Consider the following 19,354-nt stretch of genomic DNA (forward strand, 5'->3'; position numbering starts at 1 on the left):
TAATGCAAAGTCAGGTTTCATCTCCGTCATCTCCGTCATCTCCGTCATCTTCGTTACCTCACTTAGATGAATTATATAAGGAAATAATTCTAGAACATTACAGAAAACCTCATGGGCGGATTCCTGTAGATAGAGTTGATTGCTGTGCTCTTGGTGTGAATCCTTTATGTGGTGATGAAGTTAAATTATGTTTAAAGTTAAATACTAATAAGATAGAGAACATCCATGTTGAAAGTCATGGTTGTTCAATTAGTGTTGCCTCAGGTTCAATATTAGCTGATATTTTAAAAAGTAAAACTCTAGATGAAGCAAAACTACTTTCAAGTTATTTTAAAAGTATGATGCATGATGAAACCTCAAAACCTCAAAACTCAGTTATAGACATTGGTGATTTAGAAGCATTAGCAGGTGTAAAAAAATTTCCAGTTCGTATAAAATGTGCACTGCTACCTTGGATGACTTTTGAAGAAGCACTCATTGGTCATGACCATATTGAGATTTCATAAAGGTGATAAAAATTTATGCTAACTAAAGAAGATATAATGCAAGCACTTAAACCAATTCAAGATCCTGAATTAGGTGTTGGTATTGTAGACTTAGGGTTAATTTATAACGTAGAGCTTCAAAATGATGGTAAAAAAGTGTTCGTAGAAATGACTTTAACAAGTCCTGCTTGTCCTATTGGACCACAACTTATGTCTCTTGTTCATACTAAAGCAGCTGGTTTAACAGGTGTTGAAGATGCTGAGGTTAAACTAGTCTGGACTCCAAGATGGGATCCAAAAGCAATGGCATCTGAGGAAGCAAAAGATCAATTAGGAATCTTTTGACATTACATTATTACAAATTTTAAGAATATTTTATTTAGTTAGTATAATTAGTTGAAGTAAAAAGAGGTAAAAATAAAATTAAGCAAGGATAGAAATATGAGACTTACAATAAAAATTGGTGGACAGGCAGGTCAAGGTATAGAGTCAGGTGGTGCTGGATTAACTAAGGCTTTAATGCATGCTGGGCTTCATGTCTATGGGTTTGGAGATTATATGTCCCGAATTAGAGGTGGTCATAATTTTTATATATTAACCATGGATGATACACATGAAGTATGGTCAAACTCAGAGTCCATATATATTTTAGTAGCTCTTGATCAGGATACTTTGAAAGAACATATAAGCGAAGTAATAACTGGTGGCAGTATTTTAGTTGATGATGATTTTCACTTAAAAGAACAAGACATAAAAACAATTGAAAAAAATAAGTTAAACTTATGCAAACTCCCAATAAATAAAATTGCAGGTGACATTGGTGGAAATAAAATATATGCAAATACTGCATTACTTGGTGCTACTGCAGCACTACTTGATTTGGATTTTGAGTTTTTAAATGAAGTTATTAAACAAAACTTTGAGAAAAAGAGCAGTGAAATTGCAGATAAAAATGTTCAAGTAGCATTTGAATCATATGTGATGACAAAGAAAAAATATTTAAGTGGATTTAAGTGGAAGTTAAGTTATAGGCCTCATAAAAAACAAAGAATGCTTATTCATGGAAATGACTGTTTTTCAATGGGTGCATTTGCTGCTGGTTGTAGATTTGTTTCTGCTTATCCAATGACTCCAGCTACAACAATTATTGAATGGTTTGCAAAACATCATAAATATGGTATTGTAACAAAACATGTTGAAGATGAGATTAGTGCAGTGTGCATGGCTATTGGTGCCAATCATGCTGGTGTAAGAGCATTAACTGCAACAAGTGGTGGTGGCTTTTGTCTAATGGTTGAAGCATTAGGGTTTGCTGGGATGACTGAAACGCCAGTAGTAGTTATGAATGTTCAAAGAGGAGGTCCATCAACAGGACTTCCTACAAGGAATGAACAATCAGATTTATTATTTCTTTTAAATGCAGGTCATGGTGAATTTCCAAGAATATTGCTAGCTCCAGGTACACATGAAGATTGCTATCTGACTGGAATAAAAGCAATGAACATGGCAGAAAAATATCAGACACCTGTACTTGTTCTTTCTGACCTGCAACAATCTAGTGCACTAAAAGATATTGATTCAGACTTTTTTAATTTAAATAAAGTAGTTATTGACAGGGGAAAACTTTTAACTAAAAAAGAATTAGAAGACATGACTGAGCCTTATTTAAGATTTAAATTTACTGAAGATGGAATTTCACCAAGAGCATTCCCTGGACATCCTAAAACTGTTTATTCTTGTACAACAGATGAACATGATGAAAAAGGGCATATTACTGAAGATAAAGAAAATAGAAATAAAATGCAGAGTAAAAGAATGAAAAAAGAAATTACAGCCTTAAAAGATATGAAACTGCCTGTTATTTATGGTACTGAAGATGCTGATACTACGCTTGTTTGCTGGGGTGGGAATTATGGGGTTTGCAAGGATACAGTTGATGCGAATAATCATGGGGCAATGAATCTTCTTTATTTTCAAGATATGTGGCCATTTCCAAAAGAGCAAGTTAAAACACTTCTCTCGAAAATTAAAAAACCTGTATTAGTTGAAAGTAATTATTCTTCGCAACTTGGGAAGTTTTTAACGATGACAACAGGATTTGAAATTAAAAATAAAATTTTAAGATCAGATGGACGTTCTTTTTATCCTGAAGAAATTAAAAGAGAGTTAGAAAGGATAGGATAATGATTGTGGCAGAAATGGTTAAATCTAGTGAAGTTACCTTACAGAATTATAAGAGTGAGCAAAAACCTACATGGTGTGCAGGATGTGGAGACTTTGGAATTCTTAATGCAATTCAGATGGCTCTTCTTGCTTTAAATATTCCACCTTATAAAGCACTTATAGCTTCTGGTATTGGATGTGGAAGTAAATTGCCAGATTATATAAATGCTAATGGTTATTTAACAATCCATGGAAGAGCATTACCAGTGTTAACAGGTATACATTTAGCAAATCATGAACTTGTAACTATAGCTGTTACTGGTGACGGAGATGGATATGGAATTGGTGGTAATCACTTTATGCATGCAATGAGACGGAATATAAATATTACTCACATTGTTGAAAACAATCAAATTTATGGACTTACTAAAGGACAATATTCACCAACAACAGATAAAGGAATGATTACAAGTACATCGCCGGAAGGTGCTATAGAATATGCAGTAAATCCAATTACATGGGCACTTGCAGCAGGTGCAACGTTTATAGCTAGAGGATTTGCAAATGATCCTAAAAAACTTACAAACTTAATTCAAGCAGCAATTAAACATAAAGGATATGCATTAATTGATGTTCTTCAACCATGTGTTACTTATAATAAACAAAATACAAAAGAATGGTATGAGGAAAGAATTTATTATGTAGATAAAATTCCTGACTATAATCCAAAAGATATAAAGAAAGCATTTAGTATAGGACTTGAATGGGGTGAAAAAATTCCATGTGGGGTTATTTATCAAACAGAGAAAGAAACATATGAGGATAATCTTTTTCAAATTACAGAAGAACCATTAGTGGAGCAAGTTGTTTCTCCTTCCTTAGAAGATTTTGAAAAAATTAAATCAAAATATTATTAAATCATCATTATTCCAACAATACATCCTGAAATGCAGGAAGTTAAAGCCCCACAAATCATTGACTTAAAACCTAATTCAGCAAGATCACTTTTTCTTTCTGGTGCCATTTGTGAAAGACCACCAACTTGAATGGCAATGCTTCCAAAATTTGCAAAACCACATAGTATAAAAGTAGTTATTGCAGTGCTTTTAACTTGGAGTGAGTTTGTGGAAATTAGTTTAACTAAATCTAAGTAAGCTATAAATTCATTTAAAGAAATCTTAGTGCCAAAAAGTTGTGCAACTGTACTTATGTCTTCTTTTGGAACACCAAGAATTGAAATAAGAGGAGTAAAAATTATACCTAAAATAAATTTTAAACTTAAAGCGGGATTTATTGTCATTAATAATTTATCTGTCATTGCTACAAGGCTTATAAAAGCAATTAACATAGCTATTATCCCAATGCTTATTTTTGCTCCACTAAATGCACCATCTAAAATTGATTCAATTAAATTCTTTTCACTTGCTTTAAAATCTATGTTTACAATGTTCTTGGTAACAGGAGTAGAGGCTTCAGGATAAAACATTTTAGAAATAACAAAACTTCCTGGTATTGCCATAAAGCTACTAGCAAGTAAGTATTCAGGTTTTATTCCAAGTCCACTATATATAGCCATAAGTGAACCAGAAATACAAGCCATTCCTCCAGTCATAATTGTTAATAGTTCTGATTTAGTCATTAAAGAAAGATATGGCTGAATAATAATTGCTGATTCAACTTGCCCAACAATTGACACTGTAGTATTTGCAAGTGCTTCAGCTCCGCTAACTCCAAGAAGTTTATTAAATATCCAAGCAAATATTTTAGTTATATTTTGAAGAATACCAAAATAATATAAAACTGAAACTAATGCACAAATAAATATTATTGTTGGAACTATTTGAATAATAAATATGAAACTATTTTTACTTCCAAATATATTTTCTAAGAGAGTTTGACTTGCAAGTGGACCAAAAACAAACTTACCACCTTCTCTTGAAAGTTCTAAAATTGTTGTAATTCCTTTTGCTAAAAGCTCAAAAATAGATTTTCCAACAGGTACCTTTAAGATGAAAAAACCTATTAATGCTTGAAGTAAAATGCCTATAATTATAAGTTTAAAATTAATTATTTTTTTGTTATTTGAGAAAATATAAGCAATTAATAATATTGAAATTATTCCAAGTATACCTGTATATTTTTCCATGTTTGTAGATATTTATAGCATGATAGGAACGTATCTTTATTTGTATCTTCTATAAAGTTTATATGATGGATCGCTTTACTCAAGAAGAGTTAAACAAAGAATTTGATCTTATTGTTATTGGTGGAGGGATTAATGGTTGTGGAATTGTAAGAGATGCGGCTGAACGAGGTTTAAAGGTACTGCTTTTAGAAAAAAATGATTTTTCTTCAGCTTGTACTGGTGCTTCAACCAGATTAATCCATGGAGGACTACGTTATTTAGAACATTTTGAGTTTGATTTAGTTAGAGAATCTTTACGTGAGAGAGAATTGTTATTAAAAAATGCAAATCATTTAGTTAAACCAATTAAATTTTCATTACCTGTTTATAAAAATGATAAACGTAATTTTTTTATTATTTTACTTGGAATGGCTTTATATGACTTATTGTCATTTGATAAATCATTGCCTTCTTATAAAGCTATATTAGGACAAAGATTTAAAGATGTTGAACCACGAGTAAAAGATGAAGATTTAGTAGGTGGATTTGTTTTTTATGATTCTCAAATAGCATTTCCTGAAAGGATTTGTATTGAAAATATTTTAATGGCAAAAAAGTCAGGGGCTTTAGTTTTAAATCATGCTGAAGTAACTATGCTAAGTGTTAATAATTCAAATATTAAACATGTGGAATTTTTTGATAAGTTAAATAATAAAAAATATGTTTGTAAAGGTAAATTAATAGTTAATGTCTCTGGAGCATGGGTTGATGCACTTTGTGGATTAACAAATAAAAATATTCCCAGGAAAATTGGTGGTACAAAGGGTAGTCATATAATTATAAAAAAGTTTAAAGGCATGCCAGAAAATGCACTACTACTTACAGCAAGTGATAATAGACCATTTTTTATAATTCCATGGCAAAATTATTATTTAATTGGCACAACAGATATAGTTTATGAAGGTGATTTGAATAAAGTTAAAGCTGAACAAAGTGAAATCCAGTACTTGCTTAATGAAACAAATAAAAAGCTTAAAAATACACAAATTAAAAAAGAAGATATTTTGTTTACATATTCAGGAGTTAGGCCACTTCCATACTGTCACAAGTCAAGTCCTACTTTAATAACTAGAAGACATATCATAGTTGATCATATTGAAAATGGATTAAAGAACTTTATATCAATTATTGGTGGAAAATTAACAACTTATCGTGAACTTTCTTGTCAAGTTGTTAATTTAGCATTTAAAAAACTTAAATATAATTTTGTGTATTCTAAAACTAATGAAATACCTTTAATTGGTGCATTTCAAGATTATTCTTTTGATTTTATAAAAGCTGAAATAAAAAAAGCAAAAACAAAATATAGGATAGATTTAGATATAATCTCACATCTTGTAAATTTATATGGAAAAAGATATAAAGCAGTTTTAGATTTAACATTAACTCACAAGGAGCTTGGATATTTGCTTAGTTCTAATTCATTAGACATTCGAGCACAAGTAAAATATGCAATAGAAAGTGAGCTTGCTTATACAGCCACTGATATTTTAGTTCGTAGACTTACAATTGGATTATCAAAAGGCTTAGGTGTAGATACAATCGACTATGTTTTATTGCAATTAAAAAATTATTATCAATATAGTGACTGGGAAATAGAGAAGCAAAAGCAAGAATATTATAGTGATTTTGTAAATCTAAGAGTTATTTAATCAGGGTTTACTCCTTCAAATCCAAAACCCAATTAGAACTAATCGGAATATGAAAAAAATCAGTTTAATTTTTAAAAATTGTTATGCGTTTGCTAAATGTAATATTTAATAATTCAAAGAAATTTAACCTTCCAAGAAGTGGTGGTATATTCTCTTGATCTAGAAATCCAACAGGAACTTTTCTTTTCCAATTCCCAAGCTTAATAAGTAAGCCTTTATGCAAGTACACAGTTTTACTTCCGCCAATTCCCAATGAAGCTTCACGAAAACAATCCTTATTAACATTGATGCCTAGTAATGATGAGTAATTCTTTGGAAGTAATGTATAGTCAGCACCTGTATCTATTACCATTTCAATTGGGATCCATGTATCTTCATTTAGGACTTTAAACTCACAAAGTGCATAAGGTCTCCATATCAAACCTAAATAACCTTTAGTAATATAAGTAAATGGAAATCTTGTAATTAACTTAGACATAATAAAAGAATATATGAAACTCCTTTTTTTGGAACAAACATTAGGATTGGTTTGTGACCATACTTTTTTTCTAAAGACTTGAAGTCTTTAATAGAATCTTTCCCTTTTTTAAAAGGAATAACTTTATCTTTTATTACAAAAACGTGTTTACCAACATATTTATTATAAATTGATGCTTTGCCTGATAAAAGGAGGCGCAATGTTTTTTTTGTGGCTTTCTGATTCATTCTTTATTCACAATATTATTATACGACCCGTTAGTTAAATTTAACAGGACAAATATGTAGTTTTACATAGATTTCAACTTTTAACGACTTGTTAATCTAAGAATTGTTTAGTTAAATCCTCGTATGATTCTCTTTCAATAATAATTTTTGAATCCCCGTCATTTACTAATATACAAGCAGGTCTTGGAGTCATATTATAGTTAGATGACATGCTGTAGTTATAAGCACCAGTTGAAAAAACTACAATTAAATCTCCACTTTCTATTTTAGGAAGATTAATATCATTTATTAGAATGTCTCCTGTTTCACAATATCTTCCAGCAATTGTAACTGTCTCATATGGTGTTTCATTGGCTTTATTAGCAACAAGTGCAGTGTATTTAGCTTGATATGTTATAGGTCTTGGATTGTCTGCCATTCCTCCGTCTACTGAAATAAATTTTCTTCCATTTGGAACTTGCTTAATACTACCAACTTTGTAGATGGTTATTCCACTAGGTCCAATCAGGCTTCTTCCTGGTTCACAGATTAGTTTTGGTAAGGATATATTTAACTTATTGCATTTTGTTTTTATTGTGTTTGCAATCTCTTTACACCAGTTTTCAATAGTCATTGGATCGTCACAAGGCGTATATGAAATGCCTATTCCACCACCAATATCTAGTTCGGTTAAATTTAAATTATAGTTTTCTTTAGCTATTTTAAAATAGGCTAATAATATTTCAGCGGTATCAAGAAATGGCTTAATTTCAAATATTTGAGATCCAATATGTGCATGAAATCCTTTTAGTGAGAGGTTTCGACAGTTTTTAACTATATGACTAATAACACTATTAAAATATTCTAAGTCAAAACCAAACTTACTGTCTAAGTGCCCGGTTTTTATATATTCATGAGTGTGACACTCAATTCCTGGTGTAAGTCTAATTAAGATATTGACAGTTTTATTTTTTTTCTTTGCGATTTTGTCTAGTAATTCAATCTCATAAAAGTTGTCACATACTATTTTGCCAATATTATGCTCAAGAGCCATTTGTAATTCATCTTCTGATTTATTGTTTCCATGGAAATAAATATTTTGGCTATTGAAATTACTTTTAATTGCCAAATAAAGCTCGCCACCAGATACAACATCTAATCCTAAGCCAAGATTGTTTGCTAACTTAAAAACTGCTGGTGTTGATAAAGCTTTTGCCGCGTATAAAACTAAAAAATCAGGATATTCTTTTTTTAAGCTATTTATATAATCCTTTGATTTTTCTTTAAATGTAACCTCATCAATTACATATAAAGGAGTTCCATAAGTATTTGCTAAGTCAACAATATCTAACTTGCCAATAGTTAAATGCCCTGCTTTATTTATGCTAATAGTCTTAGGATATAAATTTAAGTTTAAGGTGCTCATGTTACTGCCTACCTAGAGTAACATTTTAGAGCAATCTATTTACACAGTAAAATTTTATCCGATTTATTCGGTAAAATTTGAAGCATGTTAGGTACAGCATACCGGAGAGCACTTTGCAAAGCCTGACGAGCGAGGAATGAGCAAGGAAGGCGGTAGGCAAAAACGTGCTCATTTCTTTGATTATGTATTTAAGTAACGACAAACTTTAACTCAGTTAACTCAATTAACTCAGCATATTATACTTGATTTCGTTTTTTATAGATGAAAAGATGAAAAATAAAGCAAAGTTATTTTTACTTATACCAATTATATTTTTTTCTGTAAGTGGCGGACCATATGGACTTGAAGAAATTGTTTCTTCAGTAGGTCCTTTTTTTACATTATTATTTATATTAATATTGCCAATAATATGGACTATTCCTGAAAGCATGATTGTTGCTGAACTTTCAAGTTCATATCCACTTCAAGGTGGTTATTACAAGTGGGTTCAAATAGGTCTTGGAAGATTTTGGGGATTTATGGAAGGTTGGTGGAGTGTCTTATATACATTAATAGATCTTTCTATTTATCCTATTTTATTTACTTTATATTTAAAATATTTAATTCCAGATTTAAATTTTTGGTCAATTTATAGTATTCAACTTTTAATGATATGGTCTTGTGCAGTTATAAACATCTTAGGCGTAAGATTTGTTGGGTATGTTTTAGTTATATTTAAAATATTTATTTTAATTTCTTTTTTGTTATTTATATTTTTTTGTATAGTTCATAGCTCTTTTAATTTAAATTCAATAACTTCTTTTCCATGCAAATGGGATACAGAAAAGTTTTTGTTTGGTGTTTCACTAGCTTTTTGGAATTTTATTGGATGGGATAATGGTTCAACAATTTTAGGAGAAGTTGAAAAACCAGACAGTAATTACCATAAGGCTTTATTTATTACTATTCCAATTGTAGTCTTTTTTTATTTTTTCCCTGTTCTTGTTGGACTTGGTATTCATCAGGATGCATATAGTTGGAAGTTTGGTGAATTTTCATTTATTGCAAAATCAATGAATCATTCTTATTTAGCAATTATTTTAGCAATTGGTGGAATGATTGCTACTTTAGGTTTATTTAATTCTCTTCTTTTATCTTCTTCAAGAATATTTTTAATGCTGGCTAAAGATAAATTGTTTCCAGATGTCTTTTCAAAAATTCATAAGACACAAATGACTCCATATATTGTAATTATTTTTCTTGCAATAGTATATAGTTTATTGGTCTTACTTAGTATAGAAAAACTAATTGTTTATGATGTTTTCTTATATTTAAGTGCTATGTTACTAGAAGCAATAGCTTTATTAGTACTTAGAAAAAGATCACCAAATATAAAGTCAGATTTTAAAATCCCGTTTGGAGATCTAGGATTATATTTTGTAGTTAGTTTAGCAATAAGCATAATTTTACTTATGATAGGAATAAATATTTTGGGATTTAATGGGTTAAATTTTGGTTCTATAATTAGTCTGGGCTTGATTTTTAGTGGTATTCCTGTTTATTTTTATTTTACTACTCAATCTGATATTTCACGAGTATAATCACCTACTATCCAGATATGAGGTTCTGTAATTTTAGCTAATATTTCTTTTGTTAATGATTCTCTAAAAAATAAGAATTTATTCCTGTTTAATGATTCTCCTATTACTATATAGTGTGGTTTAATTTTCTTTTCTGCATTAATTACCTCATCGATAATATTCTTACTTTCAACCAGCCGGAAATCACCTCCAAGTTCAACTATTAATTGTTCTAGTTCAATGATTGCTAATTTTCTTTCCTCGCTTAATTTTTTAGTACTTTTGGTTATGTGCATAATTATAAGCTCTGCTTGTAATTTGTTTGCTATTCTTGCTGATTTTCTAACAAGTCTTAATGTATCAGGATTAATATCAATTAAACTAAGAATTTTAGTTTTTTTTATTTTTGGAAACATTTCATGTTCAACACTTTCAGCTACTTCTCTTAATGAAAGTTCTCTTAGGGCAATTAAATTTTTCTTTTGAAAAAAATGTGTTAATGCTTGCTCTATTTTATCTAACGAATAAACTTTCCCGGCTTTTAGTCTTTCTTGTAATGTTTCAGGACTTAGGTCAATTAAAACTATTTCACTGGCATGGGAAATAACCCAGTCAGGGACTGTTTCTCTGACTTTAATTCCTGTTACTTCTTCAACAATATTGTTTAAGCTTTCTATGTGTTGTATGTTAACTGTGGATACTACATTAATACCAGCTCTCAATAGGTATTGAACATCTTGATATCTTTTTTTGTTTATTGAGCCTGGTACATTAGTGTGTGCTAATTCATCTACTAAAATTAAATCTGGTTTAGCTAATATTGCAGCTTCTAAATCAAATTCTTGTAAGTATTTTTCTTTATGTTCAATAAGCTTTAAAGGTAAGGTAGGTAAGCCCTCCATAAGCTTTGCTGTTTCAGGTCTTCCATGAGTATCTATAACCCCTAATAAGATTTTTATACCTTGTTTGTATAGCTCTTCAGCATCTTGAAGCATTTTGTATGTTTTGCCAACCCCAGGAGCCATCCCAATGTAAATTTTTAATTTTCCATATTTTATTTGTTCTTGTGTTGTGCTGGTTTTACTCTTTTGCATTTCTGCTGTTTGTAAAATATTTTCATCAGTTTTATTGCCTATCAGTAAAAAATCTATATTTGTTGTTTTTTCAAGTAGTTTAAAAATGGATGGCTTTGAAAAAGAACGTTGTATTGCTATATGAGTTATTCTGTTTAATTTAGCAAAATGTATGATCTCCTCTTCTATGTCTTTCTTGATATCTTTTATTGGGAATAAATTCCCTTTGTTTAACTTTGCAGTTTCTCTTAACTTATTAATTACTTTATCTTTTGCCCCGTTTACTCCGCTTACCTCGCTATATGGTTCTTTTAATATACATAAGATATCAAGATCTGCATGAAAACTTTTTCTCATATCTCCTACCTGATTAATTACTGTTAATGAGCTTTCTTCTGGAGCAATTGAGACTAGTATTCTTTCTTTTATTTTTGCTTTTAATTTTTCACTAACAACTTCAATATCTACCCTTTCAGCTAAAATACTTAGTGCCAAATCTCTTAAAAGATTTAAATTGTTTCTTTTAAAAAAATTCTTTAATGCATGTTTTAATTGTTCTTTGCTGTAGATTCGTTTTGAATTTAATCTGCTATAAAGTTCATCTATTGGTATATCTACTAATACGATCTCATCAGCTTGATTAATAACCCAATCAGGTACTGTTTCACTGATTTTTATCCCAAGATTTTTTTCTACTATTGGAGTAATACTTTCTAATTGATGTACGTTTAATGTTGAAAATACACTAATACCAGCTTTTAACAGCTCTTGAACATCTTGATATCTTTTTTGATTTAATGAACCTGGTATATTGTGATGTGCTAATTCATCAATTATTACTGTTATAGGTTTTCTTTCTATTATGGTCTCTAAATCTAAGTCATAAAAATTTGTATTATTTATTTTATATGGTTTCCTTGGAATAATTTCAAATGATTCAAGTAATCGCTGGTTTTCCGGCCTGTTTTGAAATTCAATATAACCAATTACTATATCCGCACCTTTTTTCTTTAACTCATTTGCTTCCTCTAACATTCTGTACGTTTTACCTACACCGGGCGCCATCCCAAGAAATATTTTGTGTCTTCCTGAAGAAAGCTTGACTATTTGTTTTAAGATTTCATCTGGTTCTAATCGTTTAGGCATGTCATTTTACAAGGCCTCCAAGTATTATATTTATTATTTTTATAGCAAATAAAGGTATTATTAGTCCTAAAAATCCAAATAGAAGAAGATTGTTTCTTAGTTTAATGCCTCTTAATGCTAGTGGTGTCATAAGAAGAATAATCATTGCATTAAATATTAGAACTGAAAATATTGATGTAAGTCCAAGATGTAAATGCATTATGTTTATAGGCAAAAGACTTATAAAAATACTAGGCAATATTAAAAAATATTTACTTATGTCAGTAATTATTGAAAATGTTGTTAATGCTTTTTTAGTAGTTAATTGTTGAATACCTGTTTTTATTACATTTATTATTTTTGTTGGATCTGATTCAAGATCTATCATGTTTGATGCTTCTTTTGCTGCTACTGTACCATTATTCATACAAATACCAATATCTGCCTGGGCAAGTGCTGGTGCATCATTTGTTCCGTCTCCAATCATTGCAACAATCATTCCTTGTGATTGATAGTCTCTTATCATTTGTATTTTTCCTTCTGGTTTTGCTTGTGCAATATAGTTATCAATGCCAGCTTCTTTTGCAATTACTTTTGCTGTAAGGTTATTATCACCTGTACACATTATTGTTTTAATGCCCCAGTTTTTTATTTCTTGAAATTTATCTTTAATATTAGGTTTAACCATATCTTTTAAATGTATTATTCCTGTAACTTCGTTATTCTTAGAAAGTAAAAGTGGTGTACCACCTTGAATTGCGATATTTTCTACTAGCTGTTCAGTATTTTCCAATAACTTTCCATTTCTTTTTAGTATGAATTTTTTTATTGCATCAGGAGCTCCTTTTCGTAATATTTCTCCATTTTCTAAATCAATTCCACTCATTCTAGTTGAGGCAGAAAATTCATGTGTTGTTCCTTTAATTTCTTTAATATCCATTTCAGTAATATATCTTTTAATTAGTGAAATAATTGATCTGCCTTCTACTGTCCCATCAAAATAACTTGTTAAAAATGCTAATTTTGCAACTTCAATTAGTGAGTTGTTTCCAAGTGGTATTAATTCAATAGCTATCCTATTTCCAAATGTAAGTGTTCCTGTTTTATCAATAAAAAGGATATTAATATTTCCTGTAATTTCAATTGCATCTCTTGAAATTGCTAAAATGTTTAATGAGTTAAATTTATTAAACCCAGATATTCCAATTGATTTTAGTAATCCACTAGTTGTTGTTGGTATTAAACAAGCAACTAGTGCAATTAAATAAGCAGGCTCTAGTTTTATGTTTAAGTAATTCACCAGTAGCAAAAATGAAATTACAGTAAGTAAGAATGACATTGTTGTGATTCTAAGCAATGTGTTTAATTTAATTTCATTAGGTGTTTTATGTCTTTCTGTATCTTCTACAAGATTAATCATTTGATCTAGATATGTTTGACCTTGCTCAGATATAATTTTTATTAAAAGCCAGTCTGTTAGTACTCTTGTACCACCAGTTACAGATCTTGAGATATCAATCCCTGAGTCTTTTAATACTGGTGAAGATTCTCCTGTTATTGCAGATTCATCTATAGTTGCAACTCCTTCAATAACTTCTCCATCAAGAGGAATCAGATCACCTTCCTGTACCTTGATTATGTCTCCCTTTTTTAATTGGGATGTAAAAACATACTCTATTTCTCCGTTAGGTAAAATCTTTTTTACTTCTATATCGCCATGAATAATTTTTAAGCTTTCAACCTGGGATTTCCCAATTTGCCTTGCTAAGTTCTCAATAAAATTTGCAGACAATATTGTAAAAAGTATTAATGTTGAAATAATTATATTTGTTTCTCTCGTTAAACTTGTTATTCCAAACAAGTCTGGTTTTATGCTAAGAATAACCATAACCATAAATAATATTTCAGCTATGAACATGATTGGATTTTTAATCATAACGAGTGGATTTAATTGTTTTATAGAACCTATTATTGATTCCTTAAAAATATGAAATATCTCAGATCTATTTCTTGATTGATCTCTTGTTATTGCCATTTTGAAATATTACAATTGAAACTTATACCAATTTTCTTTTAGCTTTCTAATTAGCTTTAGTAAGTATAGAATATGTCTTATACTCACCTACAAAGATGTCATTTTTATATTGTATTACAATGCTTTCTGAATGCATAATATTATTTTCATCTAATTTCAAATGATCAATCAAAATTGCTTTCCATTTATTGTTGTTATTTGTTTTAAATTTTGTAACTCTTTCAGTAACAGCTTCTTTTTCGTTTAATAATTTAATTAAGCTTTGACTTTTAGTCCATTTCCCACCTTTCCAAAGAGCTCTTAAAGAAATATTCTGTGGTGAGTTGTTAATCACATCTTTTATTTCAAGTTGAGATTCTGTTGTACTTCCAACTATTACATATGGGCATTTAGAATTAGTTACCACTGTTTGCATATTCCATTTTCCAATAAATCCACTTTTAGTTAAATCATTGTTCTCTTTTAGAATAATAATTCCACGTGCAATGTTTGTAGTTAGAAAACAAAAACTTAATAATAAAATTAGAACAAACTTTTTCTTAATATCCATATAAATGGATATTCGGTTGATTAAGAGAAATATTAAATGGCTTGTAGGATGTCCCTAAAGATCGTCACTCGTAAAATCTGAATCAGCATCAATTAGGTAGCCATTAAAATTTGAATAAAAAGTAAGTTTTTTGTTTAATTTTTCATATGTATCTTTTAAAGTATCTTCATCTTGAGAAGTAGCTCTTTTAGTTAAGTTAATATTATAAGGACATGTAATTTTATTCCATTCTATTTTTTCTTTGTCTAAATCATCAATTCTTTCTGGTTTATCTATTAAAAAAACTATTTTGTCTGCATAACTACATACATCTTCTGAAAATATTTTAAAAGGTCCTTTAAAATCACTAAACCAAAAAGGAAATTCTGCAATAAAGCTTTTATTTCTTTTTTTAGCTTCCTTGTATATGACTGAATATCCATCAAGCATTAAATTAAGTATTTGTGTTTTAATTGAAGCATCTTCTTTCCATACATTTGATTTATTTGGTTCTACTCTTAAAACAATTCCATCAATATATTTCTCGTATAAGTTATATGCTTCTATTGCATTATCTACTGCTCTTCTGCCAAACCAAAAATTCTTACCTATTACTAGATAAAATTTTGTATTAGTTTTTTTTGTAACCTTTCTTAGTTTTTTTAATAAGTTCTTATTCTCAGGTTCAAATAATAACCATTGCTCTAAGTAAACTGCTTTTGGTCTTTTTTCATGAATTAGTTTTTTAATATAATTTTTCTTTTTTAATGAAGACTTTGTAATGTTAATGTGTGTTAGATCAGTCAATAAATAGTTTTTGTCTGTATTAGATTTAAATTTCCCATAAGCATAGTTATTAAATAACAATGCTTGAATTAAAAGCAAGGGGAGAATTAAATTTTTATATTCCATGTAAATTTATTATTTGAGAGGTCTTTAATTTCAATATTAGAATTATTTAGTACACTTCTAATCTTATCACTGCTTTTAAAATCCATATTTTTTTTACAGCTTGCTCTCCAGTCAAGTAATTCATTTATTAGATTTGACATAATTGTATTTAATAAGCTTGGATTAATTTTATTTTTAAGTAAATTAAAACCTAAAATGTTTAATAAATGTAATAATGTTTGTTGCAGTTCATTTTTTTTATTTTTGTTTTTTTCTAAATTAATATTATCAGCTAGTTTAAACATAACTGCTAATGCTTGTGGGCTGTTAAAATCATCAGACATTGCACAAGTAAAATTTTCTGTGTATTCATCCTGGATTTTAATTGTGTTTGTATTGGTATTAATTTCAATATCTGATATAGCTTCTAATAGTCTGTTTATGCCATTTTGTGCAGATAGAATCCCATCTTTTGTGTAATTTAATGGCATTTTATAGTGGCTATTTAATACAAAAAGGCGAAGTGCATTTCCTGTAGTTAGTTTTAATGTATCTTTTATAGTTAAGTAATTACCTTCTGATTTTGCCATTTTTTTTCTATTAACCATAATCATACCGTTATGAATCCAATATCTTGCAAACGGACAATCTAAAGCCATTTCAGATTGTGCTATTTCATTTTCATGATGAGGAAAAATTAAATCATCTCCTCCACCATGAATATCAATCTTCTTATTGTTTATAACAAAGTTCATTGTTGAACATTCAAGGTGCCAACCTGGTCTTCCTTTTCCCCAGGGGCTTTCAAAGCCATATTCATTAGCTTCGGTGATACCTTTCCATAATGCAAAATCTAGTGGATGTCTTTTATTTGGATTTGGTTCTATTCTTCCAAAACCTTTTTCTAATTCTTCAAATGATTGCCCTTTTAACTGACCATAATTTTTAAATGATTTGACAGAAAAATATACATCATTATTAATTTGATATGCTGCATTTTTATTTATTAATTTTTTTATAAAATCATACATCTCATGTAAATGTTGTGTTGCTTTTGGTTCAAAATCAGGCCATTCAATATTTAGCGAGAGCATATCCTCGTGAAATGAAAATGTATAAATCCTAGCTACTTTATCTGGATGGATATTTAATTCTTTAGCTTTATTAATTATTTTGTCATCTATGTCTGTAATATTTCTTGTCCAGATTACGTCGTAATCTAAAAACCTTAGATATCTGACTATAAAATCCCATGTTATTGCAGATCTTGCATGACCTATATGAGAGTCATCGTATACTGTTGGACCGCAAGTATAAATGTTGATTGTTTTTGAGCCTTTAGGATCATATGTTTCTTTTTTTTTAGTTAAGTTATTGTATATGGTGAACTTCTTCATTTTTTTTATTATATGATACCTTAGTTTTGAAGTTTCAAGGTTGCAAGGTTACAAGGTTGCGAAGTTACTAGGTCTTGAGGTTTCGAAGTTACTTATTGCTCTTGGCTAGTACACTGAATAATTTTATCTTGCACCCTAAACATTTGTTTTTTTTCTTTAGGTAATTTGTGATCATAGCCTAAAAGATGTAAGTAACCATGTGTTAGTAGTGTAATTAGTTCAGTTTCAAGAGTTATGTTTTTCTTTAATGCTTGTTCTTTTGCCTTTTGAATTGAAATTACAATGTCCCCAAGATGCTCTTTTATTGTTGAAGAAAATGACAAAACATCAGTTGGCATATTAATTTTGCGGAATTTTTTATTTAAATTTTTAATTTCTTTGTTAGTGGTAATTAAGATATTTACATTTGATTTGTTTTTTGATAAATATTTTTTTAGTGCTTGGTATAAAGCCTTTGTGACTTTTAACCACCACTGTCTAGACTTAATTCTTGCATTTGACCGTATAATAATTTCTGTAGCCATAATAGTATATTAGTTATATCTCATGTTAAAGGAAACTAGAAAAAAACAGTTAATTCAATTAATCACTTTGTTACAGATTAATATAAGAGATTTTGATTTGTTAAATATAGCTTTAACACATAGTTCTTATAAAAAAGGAAGTGCTTATGCCAGCAACAATGAGAGACTGGAATTTTTTGGAGATGCAGTATTAAAACTTTATGTTAGTGAATATTTAATGCAGATGTATTCTAACTATTCTGAAGGACAGTTAAGTAAGCTAAGAGCATATGTAGTGAGTGAAAAAGTACTTGTAAGTATTGCAGATAAATTAAATTTAACAAAGTATCTAATGGTTGGAAAAAATGAATTTAAAAGCCTGCCTCCTTCAATATTAGCTGATTCACTTGAAGCATTAATTGCTGTTATTTATTATGATGCAGGACCAATATTTGCCAGGGACTTTATATTAAAACACTGGAAAAATCAAATAGGACAAGCAAGTAAGATAAATGATATTGAAAATTTTAAAGCTATTTTACAAGAATATCTTCAAGGTTGTAAACTAGGACTGCCTGTTTATAAAACAATTTCTGAAACAGGACCTGATCATAACAAGGTTTTTGATGTAGCAGTTTATTTAAAAGATGAAAAACTTGCAGGTGGAAGAGGTAAAACAAAAAAAGAAGCTAGCCAGGATGCAGCAAAAAATGCATTAATAGTGCTTAAACATAAGCTATGATAAAAAGAAAACAAATAAATAACTCAGAAGCAAGAGTAGAAATTCTTTCTCAAGCGTTACCTTATATACAAAAATTTCATAGCAAGATTTTTGTAATAAAGTATGGTGGAGCTGCAATGGAAGTTCCAGAAATTAAAAAACAAACCATTAAAGATTTTGTACTTTTAAGTTGTGTTGGTATTAAATTAATTATTGTTCATGGAGGTGGTCCTGAAATTAATTTAATGTCAAAAAAATTAAATTTACCTGTTAAATTTGTTTCTGGATACAGAGTAACTGATGCTAAAACCATGGAAGTTGTAGAAATGGTTTTAGTTGGAAAGATTCAAAAAGAATTAGTTAATTTAATTAATATTTCTGGTGGAAAATCTATAGGCTTATGTGGAAAAGACGGAAATTTATTTACTGCTAAACCAATTAAAAACATGAAAAAATATGGTTTTGTTGGTGAAGTAGAGCATATTAATACTTCAATTTTAATTACTCTTTTAGAAAAAGGTTTTATACCAGTTATTAGTTCAGTAGGTGCTAATAGCCATGGTCAAAACTATAATATAAATGCTGATAATGTAGCATCAAGAGTTGCATCCTCACTTAAGGCTTCAAAGCTAATATTAATGACTGATACACGAGGAGTGTTAAAAAATCCTAGTGATCAGAATTCTCTACTATCAAGATTTTCTGTTAAGGATGCAACAAGTTATATAAAGAAAAAAATAATTTATGGTGGAATGATACCTAAAGTAAATGCTGCAATAGATGCACTAAAGCATAATGTAGATTCAGTGCATATTATTAATGGTGGCTTAAAACATTCAATTTTACTTGAGGTCTTAACTGATAAAGGTATAGGTACAATGATAACTTTATAATGTTTATATGGTGGATCAAAAAAAACAAATAAA

The 19,354-nt window shown here is 29.3% G+C and carries 18 protein-coding genes; 8 read left to right on the top strand and 10 right to left on the bottom strand.

Annotation, left to right across the window (positions count from 1 at the left end; genetic code table 11):
• Positions 1 to 2: 2 nt before the first annotated feature.
• The 4 genes from HYY52_08045 to HYY52_08060 all read left to right on the top strand — a co-directional run bounded on the left by HYY52_08045 (position 3) and on the right by HYY52_08060 (position 3,565).
• Positions 3 to 506 (top strand): SUF system NifU family Fe-S cluster assembly protein, encoded by a 504-nt coding sequence (locus tag HYY52_08045; protein ID MBI2996634.1) that lies wholly within the window; start codon positions 3 to 5, stop codon positions 504 to 506.
• Positions 507 to 521: 15 nt separating this feature from the next.
• On the top strand, positions 522 to 830 hold the full coding sequence (locus HYY52_08050; protein ID MBI2996635.1) for a metal-sulfur cluster assembly factor: 309 nt from the start codon (positions 522 to 524) through the stop codon (positions 828 to 830).
• A 96-nt stretch (positions 831 to 926) separates the two neighbouring features.
• On the top strand, positions 927 to 2,669 hold the full coding sequence (locus HYY52_08055) for a 2-oxoacid:acceptor oxidoreductase subunit alpha (GenBank protein ID MBI2996636.1): 1,743 nt from the start codon (positions 927 to 929) through the stop codon (positions 2,667 to 2,669).
• Positions 2,670 to 2,683: 14 nt separating this feature from the next.
• Complete coding sequence (locus HYY52_08060; protein ID MBI2996637.1) at positions 2,684 to 3,565, top strand: 2-oxoacid:ferredoxin oxidoreductase subunit beta; 882 nt, start codon at positions 2,684 to 2,686, stop codon at positions 3,563 to 3,565.
• Here the strand turns inward: HYY52_08060 and HYY52_08065 are convergent.
• Positions 3,562 to 4,794, bottom strand: coding sequence for a NupC/NupG family nucleoside CNT transporter (locus HYY52_08065; GenBank protein ID MBI2996638.1), 1,233 nt, complete (start codon positions 4,792 to 4,794; stop codon positions 3,562 to 3,564). The genes HYY52_08060 and HYY52_08065 overlap by 4 nt on opposite strands.
• Before the next feature lie 62 nt (positions 4,795 to 4,856).
• Here HYY52_08065 and glpD point away from each other — a divergent pair, with 62 nt between their 5' ends.
• The gene (glpD, locus tag HYY52_08070; protein MBI2996639.1) at positions 4,857 to 6,485 is read left to right on the top strand and encodes a glycerol-3-phosphate dehydrogenase; all 1,629 of its coding nucleotides are present in this window, start codon (positions 4,857 to 4,859) and stop codon (positions 6,483 to 6,485) included.
• Between the two features lie 64 nt (positions 6,486 to 6,549).
• Here glpD and HYY52_08075 read toward each other — a convergent pair whose 3' ends face one another.
• The 3 genes from HYY52_08075 to lysA all read right to left on the bottom strand — a co-directional run bounded on the left by HYY52_08075 (position 6,550) and on the right by lysA (position 8,595).
• Positions 6,550 to 6,963: a retroviral-like aspartic protease family protein gene (locus HYY52_08075; GenBank protein MBI2996640.1), complete on the bottom strand. Its 414-nt coding sequence runs from the start codon at positions 6,961 to 6,963 to the stop codon at positions 6,550 to 6,552.
• Entirely contained in the window at positions 6,951 to 7,190 is a 240-nt protein-coding gene (locus tag HYY52_08080) for a hypothetical protein (protein ID MBI2996641.1), read from the bottom strand. The genes HYY52_08075 and HYY52_08080 overlap by 13 nt, the downstream gene beginning before the upstream one ends.
• Before the next feature lie 91 nt (positions 7,191 to 7,281).
• The gene (lysA, locus tag HYY52_08085) at positions 7,282 to 8,595 is read right to left on the bottom strand and encodes a diaminopimelate decarboxylase (protein ID MBI2996642.1); all 1,314 of its coding nucleotides are present in this window, start codon (positions 8,593 to 8,595) and stop codon (positions 7,282 to 7,284) included.
• 269 nt (positions 8,596 to 8,864) lie between these two features.
• Between lysA and HYY52_08090 the strand changes: the two genes are divergently transcribed.
• Entirely contained in the window at positions 8,865 to 10,175 is a 1,311-nt protein-coding gene (locus HYY52_08090) for an amino acid permease (protein MBI2996643.1), read from the top strand.
• Here HYY52_08090 and HYY52_08095 read toward each other — a convergent pair.
• From HYY52_08095 to ybeY, 6 genes are all read right to left on the bottom strand, one after another.
• Positions 10,151 to 12,373, bottom strand: coding sequence for a hypothetical protein (locus tag HYY52_08095; GenBank protein ID MBI2996644.1), 2,223 nt, complete (start codon positions 12,371 to 12,373; stop codon positions 10,151 to 10,153). The two genes, HYY52_08090 and HYY52_08095, sit on opposite strands and share 25 nt — an antisense overlap.
• 1 nt (position 12,374) lies before the next feature.
• Positions 12,375 to 14,387 (bottom strand): potassium-transporting ATPase subunit KdpB, encoded by a 2,013-nt coding sequence (gene kdpB, locus HYY52_08100; GenBank protein ID MBI2996645.1) that lies wholly within the window; start codon positions 14,385 to 14,387, stop codon positions 12,375 to 12,377.
• A gap of 46 nt (positions 14,388 to 14,433) precedes the next feature.
• Complete coding sequence (locus HYY52_08105; GenBank protein MBI2996646.1) at positions 14,434 to 14,937, bottom strand: hypothetical protein; 504 nt, start codon at positions 14,935 to 14,937, stop codon at positions 14,434 to 14,436.
• A 54-nt stretch (positions 14,938 to 14,991) separates the two neighbouring features.
• Positions 14,992 to 15,828: a hypothetical protein gene (locus tag HYY52_08110; protein ID MBI2996647.1), complete on the bottom strand. Its 837-nt coding sequence runs from the start codon at positions 15,826 to 15,828 to the stop codon at positions 14,992 to 14,994.
• Entirely contained in the window at positions 15,810 to 17,204 is a 1,395-nt protein-coding gene (locus tag HYY52_08115) for a cysteine--tRNA ligase (protein ID MBI2996648.1), read from the bottom strand. The genes HYY52_08110 and HYY52_08115 overlap by 19 nt, the downstream gene beginning before the upstream one ends.
• A 92-nt stretch (positions 17,205 to 17,296) precedes the next feature.
• A complete protein-coding gene (gene ybeY, locus HYY52_08120) occupies positions 17,297 to 17,728 on the bottom strand; it encodes an rRNA maturation RNase YbeY (GenBank protein ID MBI2996649.1) in 432 nt (143 codons plus the stop codon).
• A 22-nt stretch (positions 17,729 to 17,750) separates the two neighbouring features.
• Between ybeY and rnc the strand changes: the two genes are divergently transcribed.
• Both rnc and argB read left to right on the top strand, forming a co-directional pair.
• Positions 17,751 to 18,449, top strand: coding sequence for a ribonuclease III (gene rnc, locus HYY52_08125; GenBank protein ID MBI2996650.1), 699 nt, complete (start codon positions 17,751 to 17,753; stop codon positions 18,447 to 18,449).
• Positions 18,446 to 19,321: an acetylglutamate kinase gene (argB, locus tag HYY52_08130; GenBank protein MBI2996651.1), complete on the top strand. Its 876-nt coding sequence runs from the start codon at positions 18,446 to 18,448 to the stop codon at positions 19,319 to 19,321. The genes rnc and argB overlap by 4 nt, the downstream gene beginning before the upstream one ends.
• Positions 19,322 to 19,354: the final 33 nt, after the last annotated feature.

The sequence above is a fragment of the Candidatus Melainabacteria bacterium genome, from assembly GCA_016193285.1.
Lineage (GTDB): Bacteria > Cyanobacteriota > Vampirovibrionia > 2-02-FULL-35-15 > 2-02-FULL-35-15 > JACPSL01.

What these genes read in the sequence shown, in the direction of transcription:
- ybeY (MBI2996649.1), bottom strand. Translation starts at nt 17,728, where the DNA reads ATGGCTACAGAAATTATTATACGGTCAAATGCAAGAATTAAGTCTAGA.
- HYY52_08050 (MBI2996635.1), top strand. Translation starts at nt 522, where the DNA reads ATGCTAACTAAAGAAGATATAATGCAAGCACTTAAACCAATTCAAGAT.
- HYY52_08115 (MBI2996648.1), bottom strand. Translation starts at nt 17,204, where the DNA reads ATGAAGAAGTTCACCATATACAATAACTTAACTAAAAAAAAAGAAACA.
- HYY52_08045 (MBI2996634.1), top strand. Translation starts at nt 3, where the DNA reads ATGCAAAGTCAGGTTTCATCTCCGTCATCTCCGTCATCTCCGTCATCT.
- kdpB (MBI2996645.1), bottom strand. Translation starts at nt 14,387, where the DNA reads ATGGCAATAACAAGAGATCAATCAAGAAATAGATCTGAGATATTTCAT.
- rnc (MBI2996650.1), top strand. Translation starts at nt 17,751, where the DNA reads ATGTTAAAGGAAACTAGAAAAAAACAGTTAATTCAATTAATCACTTTG.
- HYY52_08060 (MBI2996637.1), top strand. Translation starts at nt 2,684, where the DNA reads ATGGTTAAATCTAGTGAAGTTACCTTACAGAATTATAAGAGTGAGCAA.
- HYY52_08065 (MBI2996638.1), bottom strand. Translation starts at nt 4,794, where the DNA reads ATGGAAAAATATACAGGTATACTTGGAATAATTTCAATATTATTAATT.
- argB (MBI2996651.1), top strand. Translation starts at nt 18,446, where the DNA reads ATGATAAAAAGAAAACAAATAAATAACTCAGAAGCAAGAGTAGAAATT.
- HYY52_08075 (MBI2996640.1), bottom strand. Translation starts at nt 6,963, where the DNA reads ATGTCTAAGTTAATTACAAGATTTCCATTTACTTATATTACTAAAGGT.
- lysA (MBI2996642.1), bottom strand. Translation starts at nt 8,595, where the DNA reads ATGAGCACCTTAAACTTAAATTTATATCCTAAGACTATTAGCATAAAT.
- HYY52_08110 (MBI2996647.1), bottom strand. Translation starts at nt 15,828, where the DNA reads ATGGAATATAAAAATTTAATTCTCCCCTTGCTTTTAATTCAAGCATTG.
- HYY52_08055 (MBI2996636.1), top strand. Translation starts at nt 927, where the DNA reads ATGAGACTTACAATAAAAATTGGTGGACAGGCAGGTCAAGGTATAGAG.
- HYY52_08095 (MBI2996644.1), bottom strand. Translation starts at nt 12,373, where the DNA reads ATGCCTAAACGATTAGAACCAGATGAAATCTTAAAACAAATAGTCAAG.
- HYY52_08090 (MBI2996643.1), top strand. Translation starts at nt 8,865, where the DNA reads ATGAAAAATAAAGCAAAGTTATTTTTACTTATACCAATTATATTTTTT.
- HYY52_08105 (MBI2996646.1), bottom strand. Translation starts at nt 14,937, where the DNA reads ATGGATATTAAGAAAAAGTTTGTTCTAATTTTATTATTAAGTTTTTGT.
- HYY52_08080 (MBI2996641.1), bottom strand. Translation starts at nt 7,190, where the DNA reads ATGAATCAGAAAGCCACAAAAAAAACATTGCGCCTCCTTTTATCAGGC.
- glpD (MBI2996639.1), top strand. Translation starts at nt 4,857, where the DNA reads ATGATGGATCGCTTTACTCAAGAAGAGTTAAACAAAGAATTTGATCTT.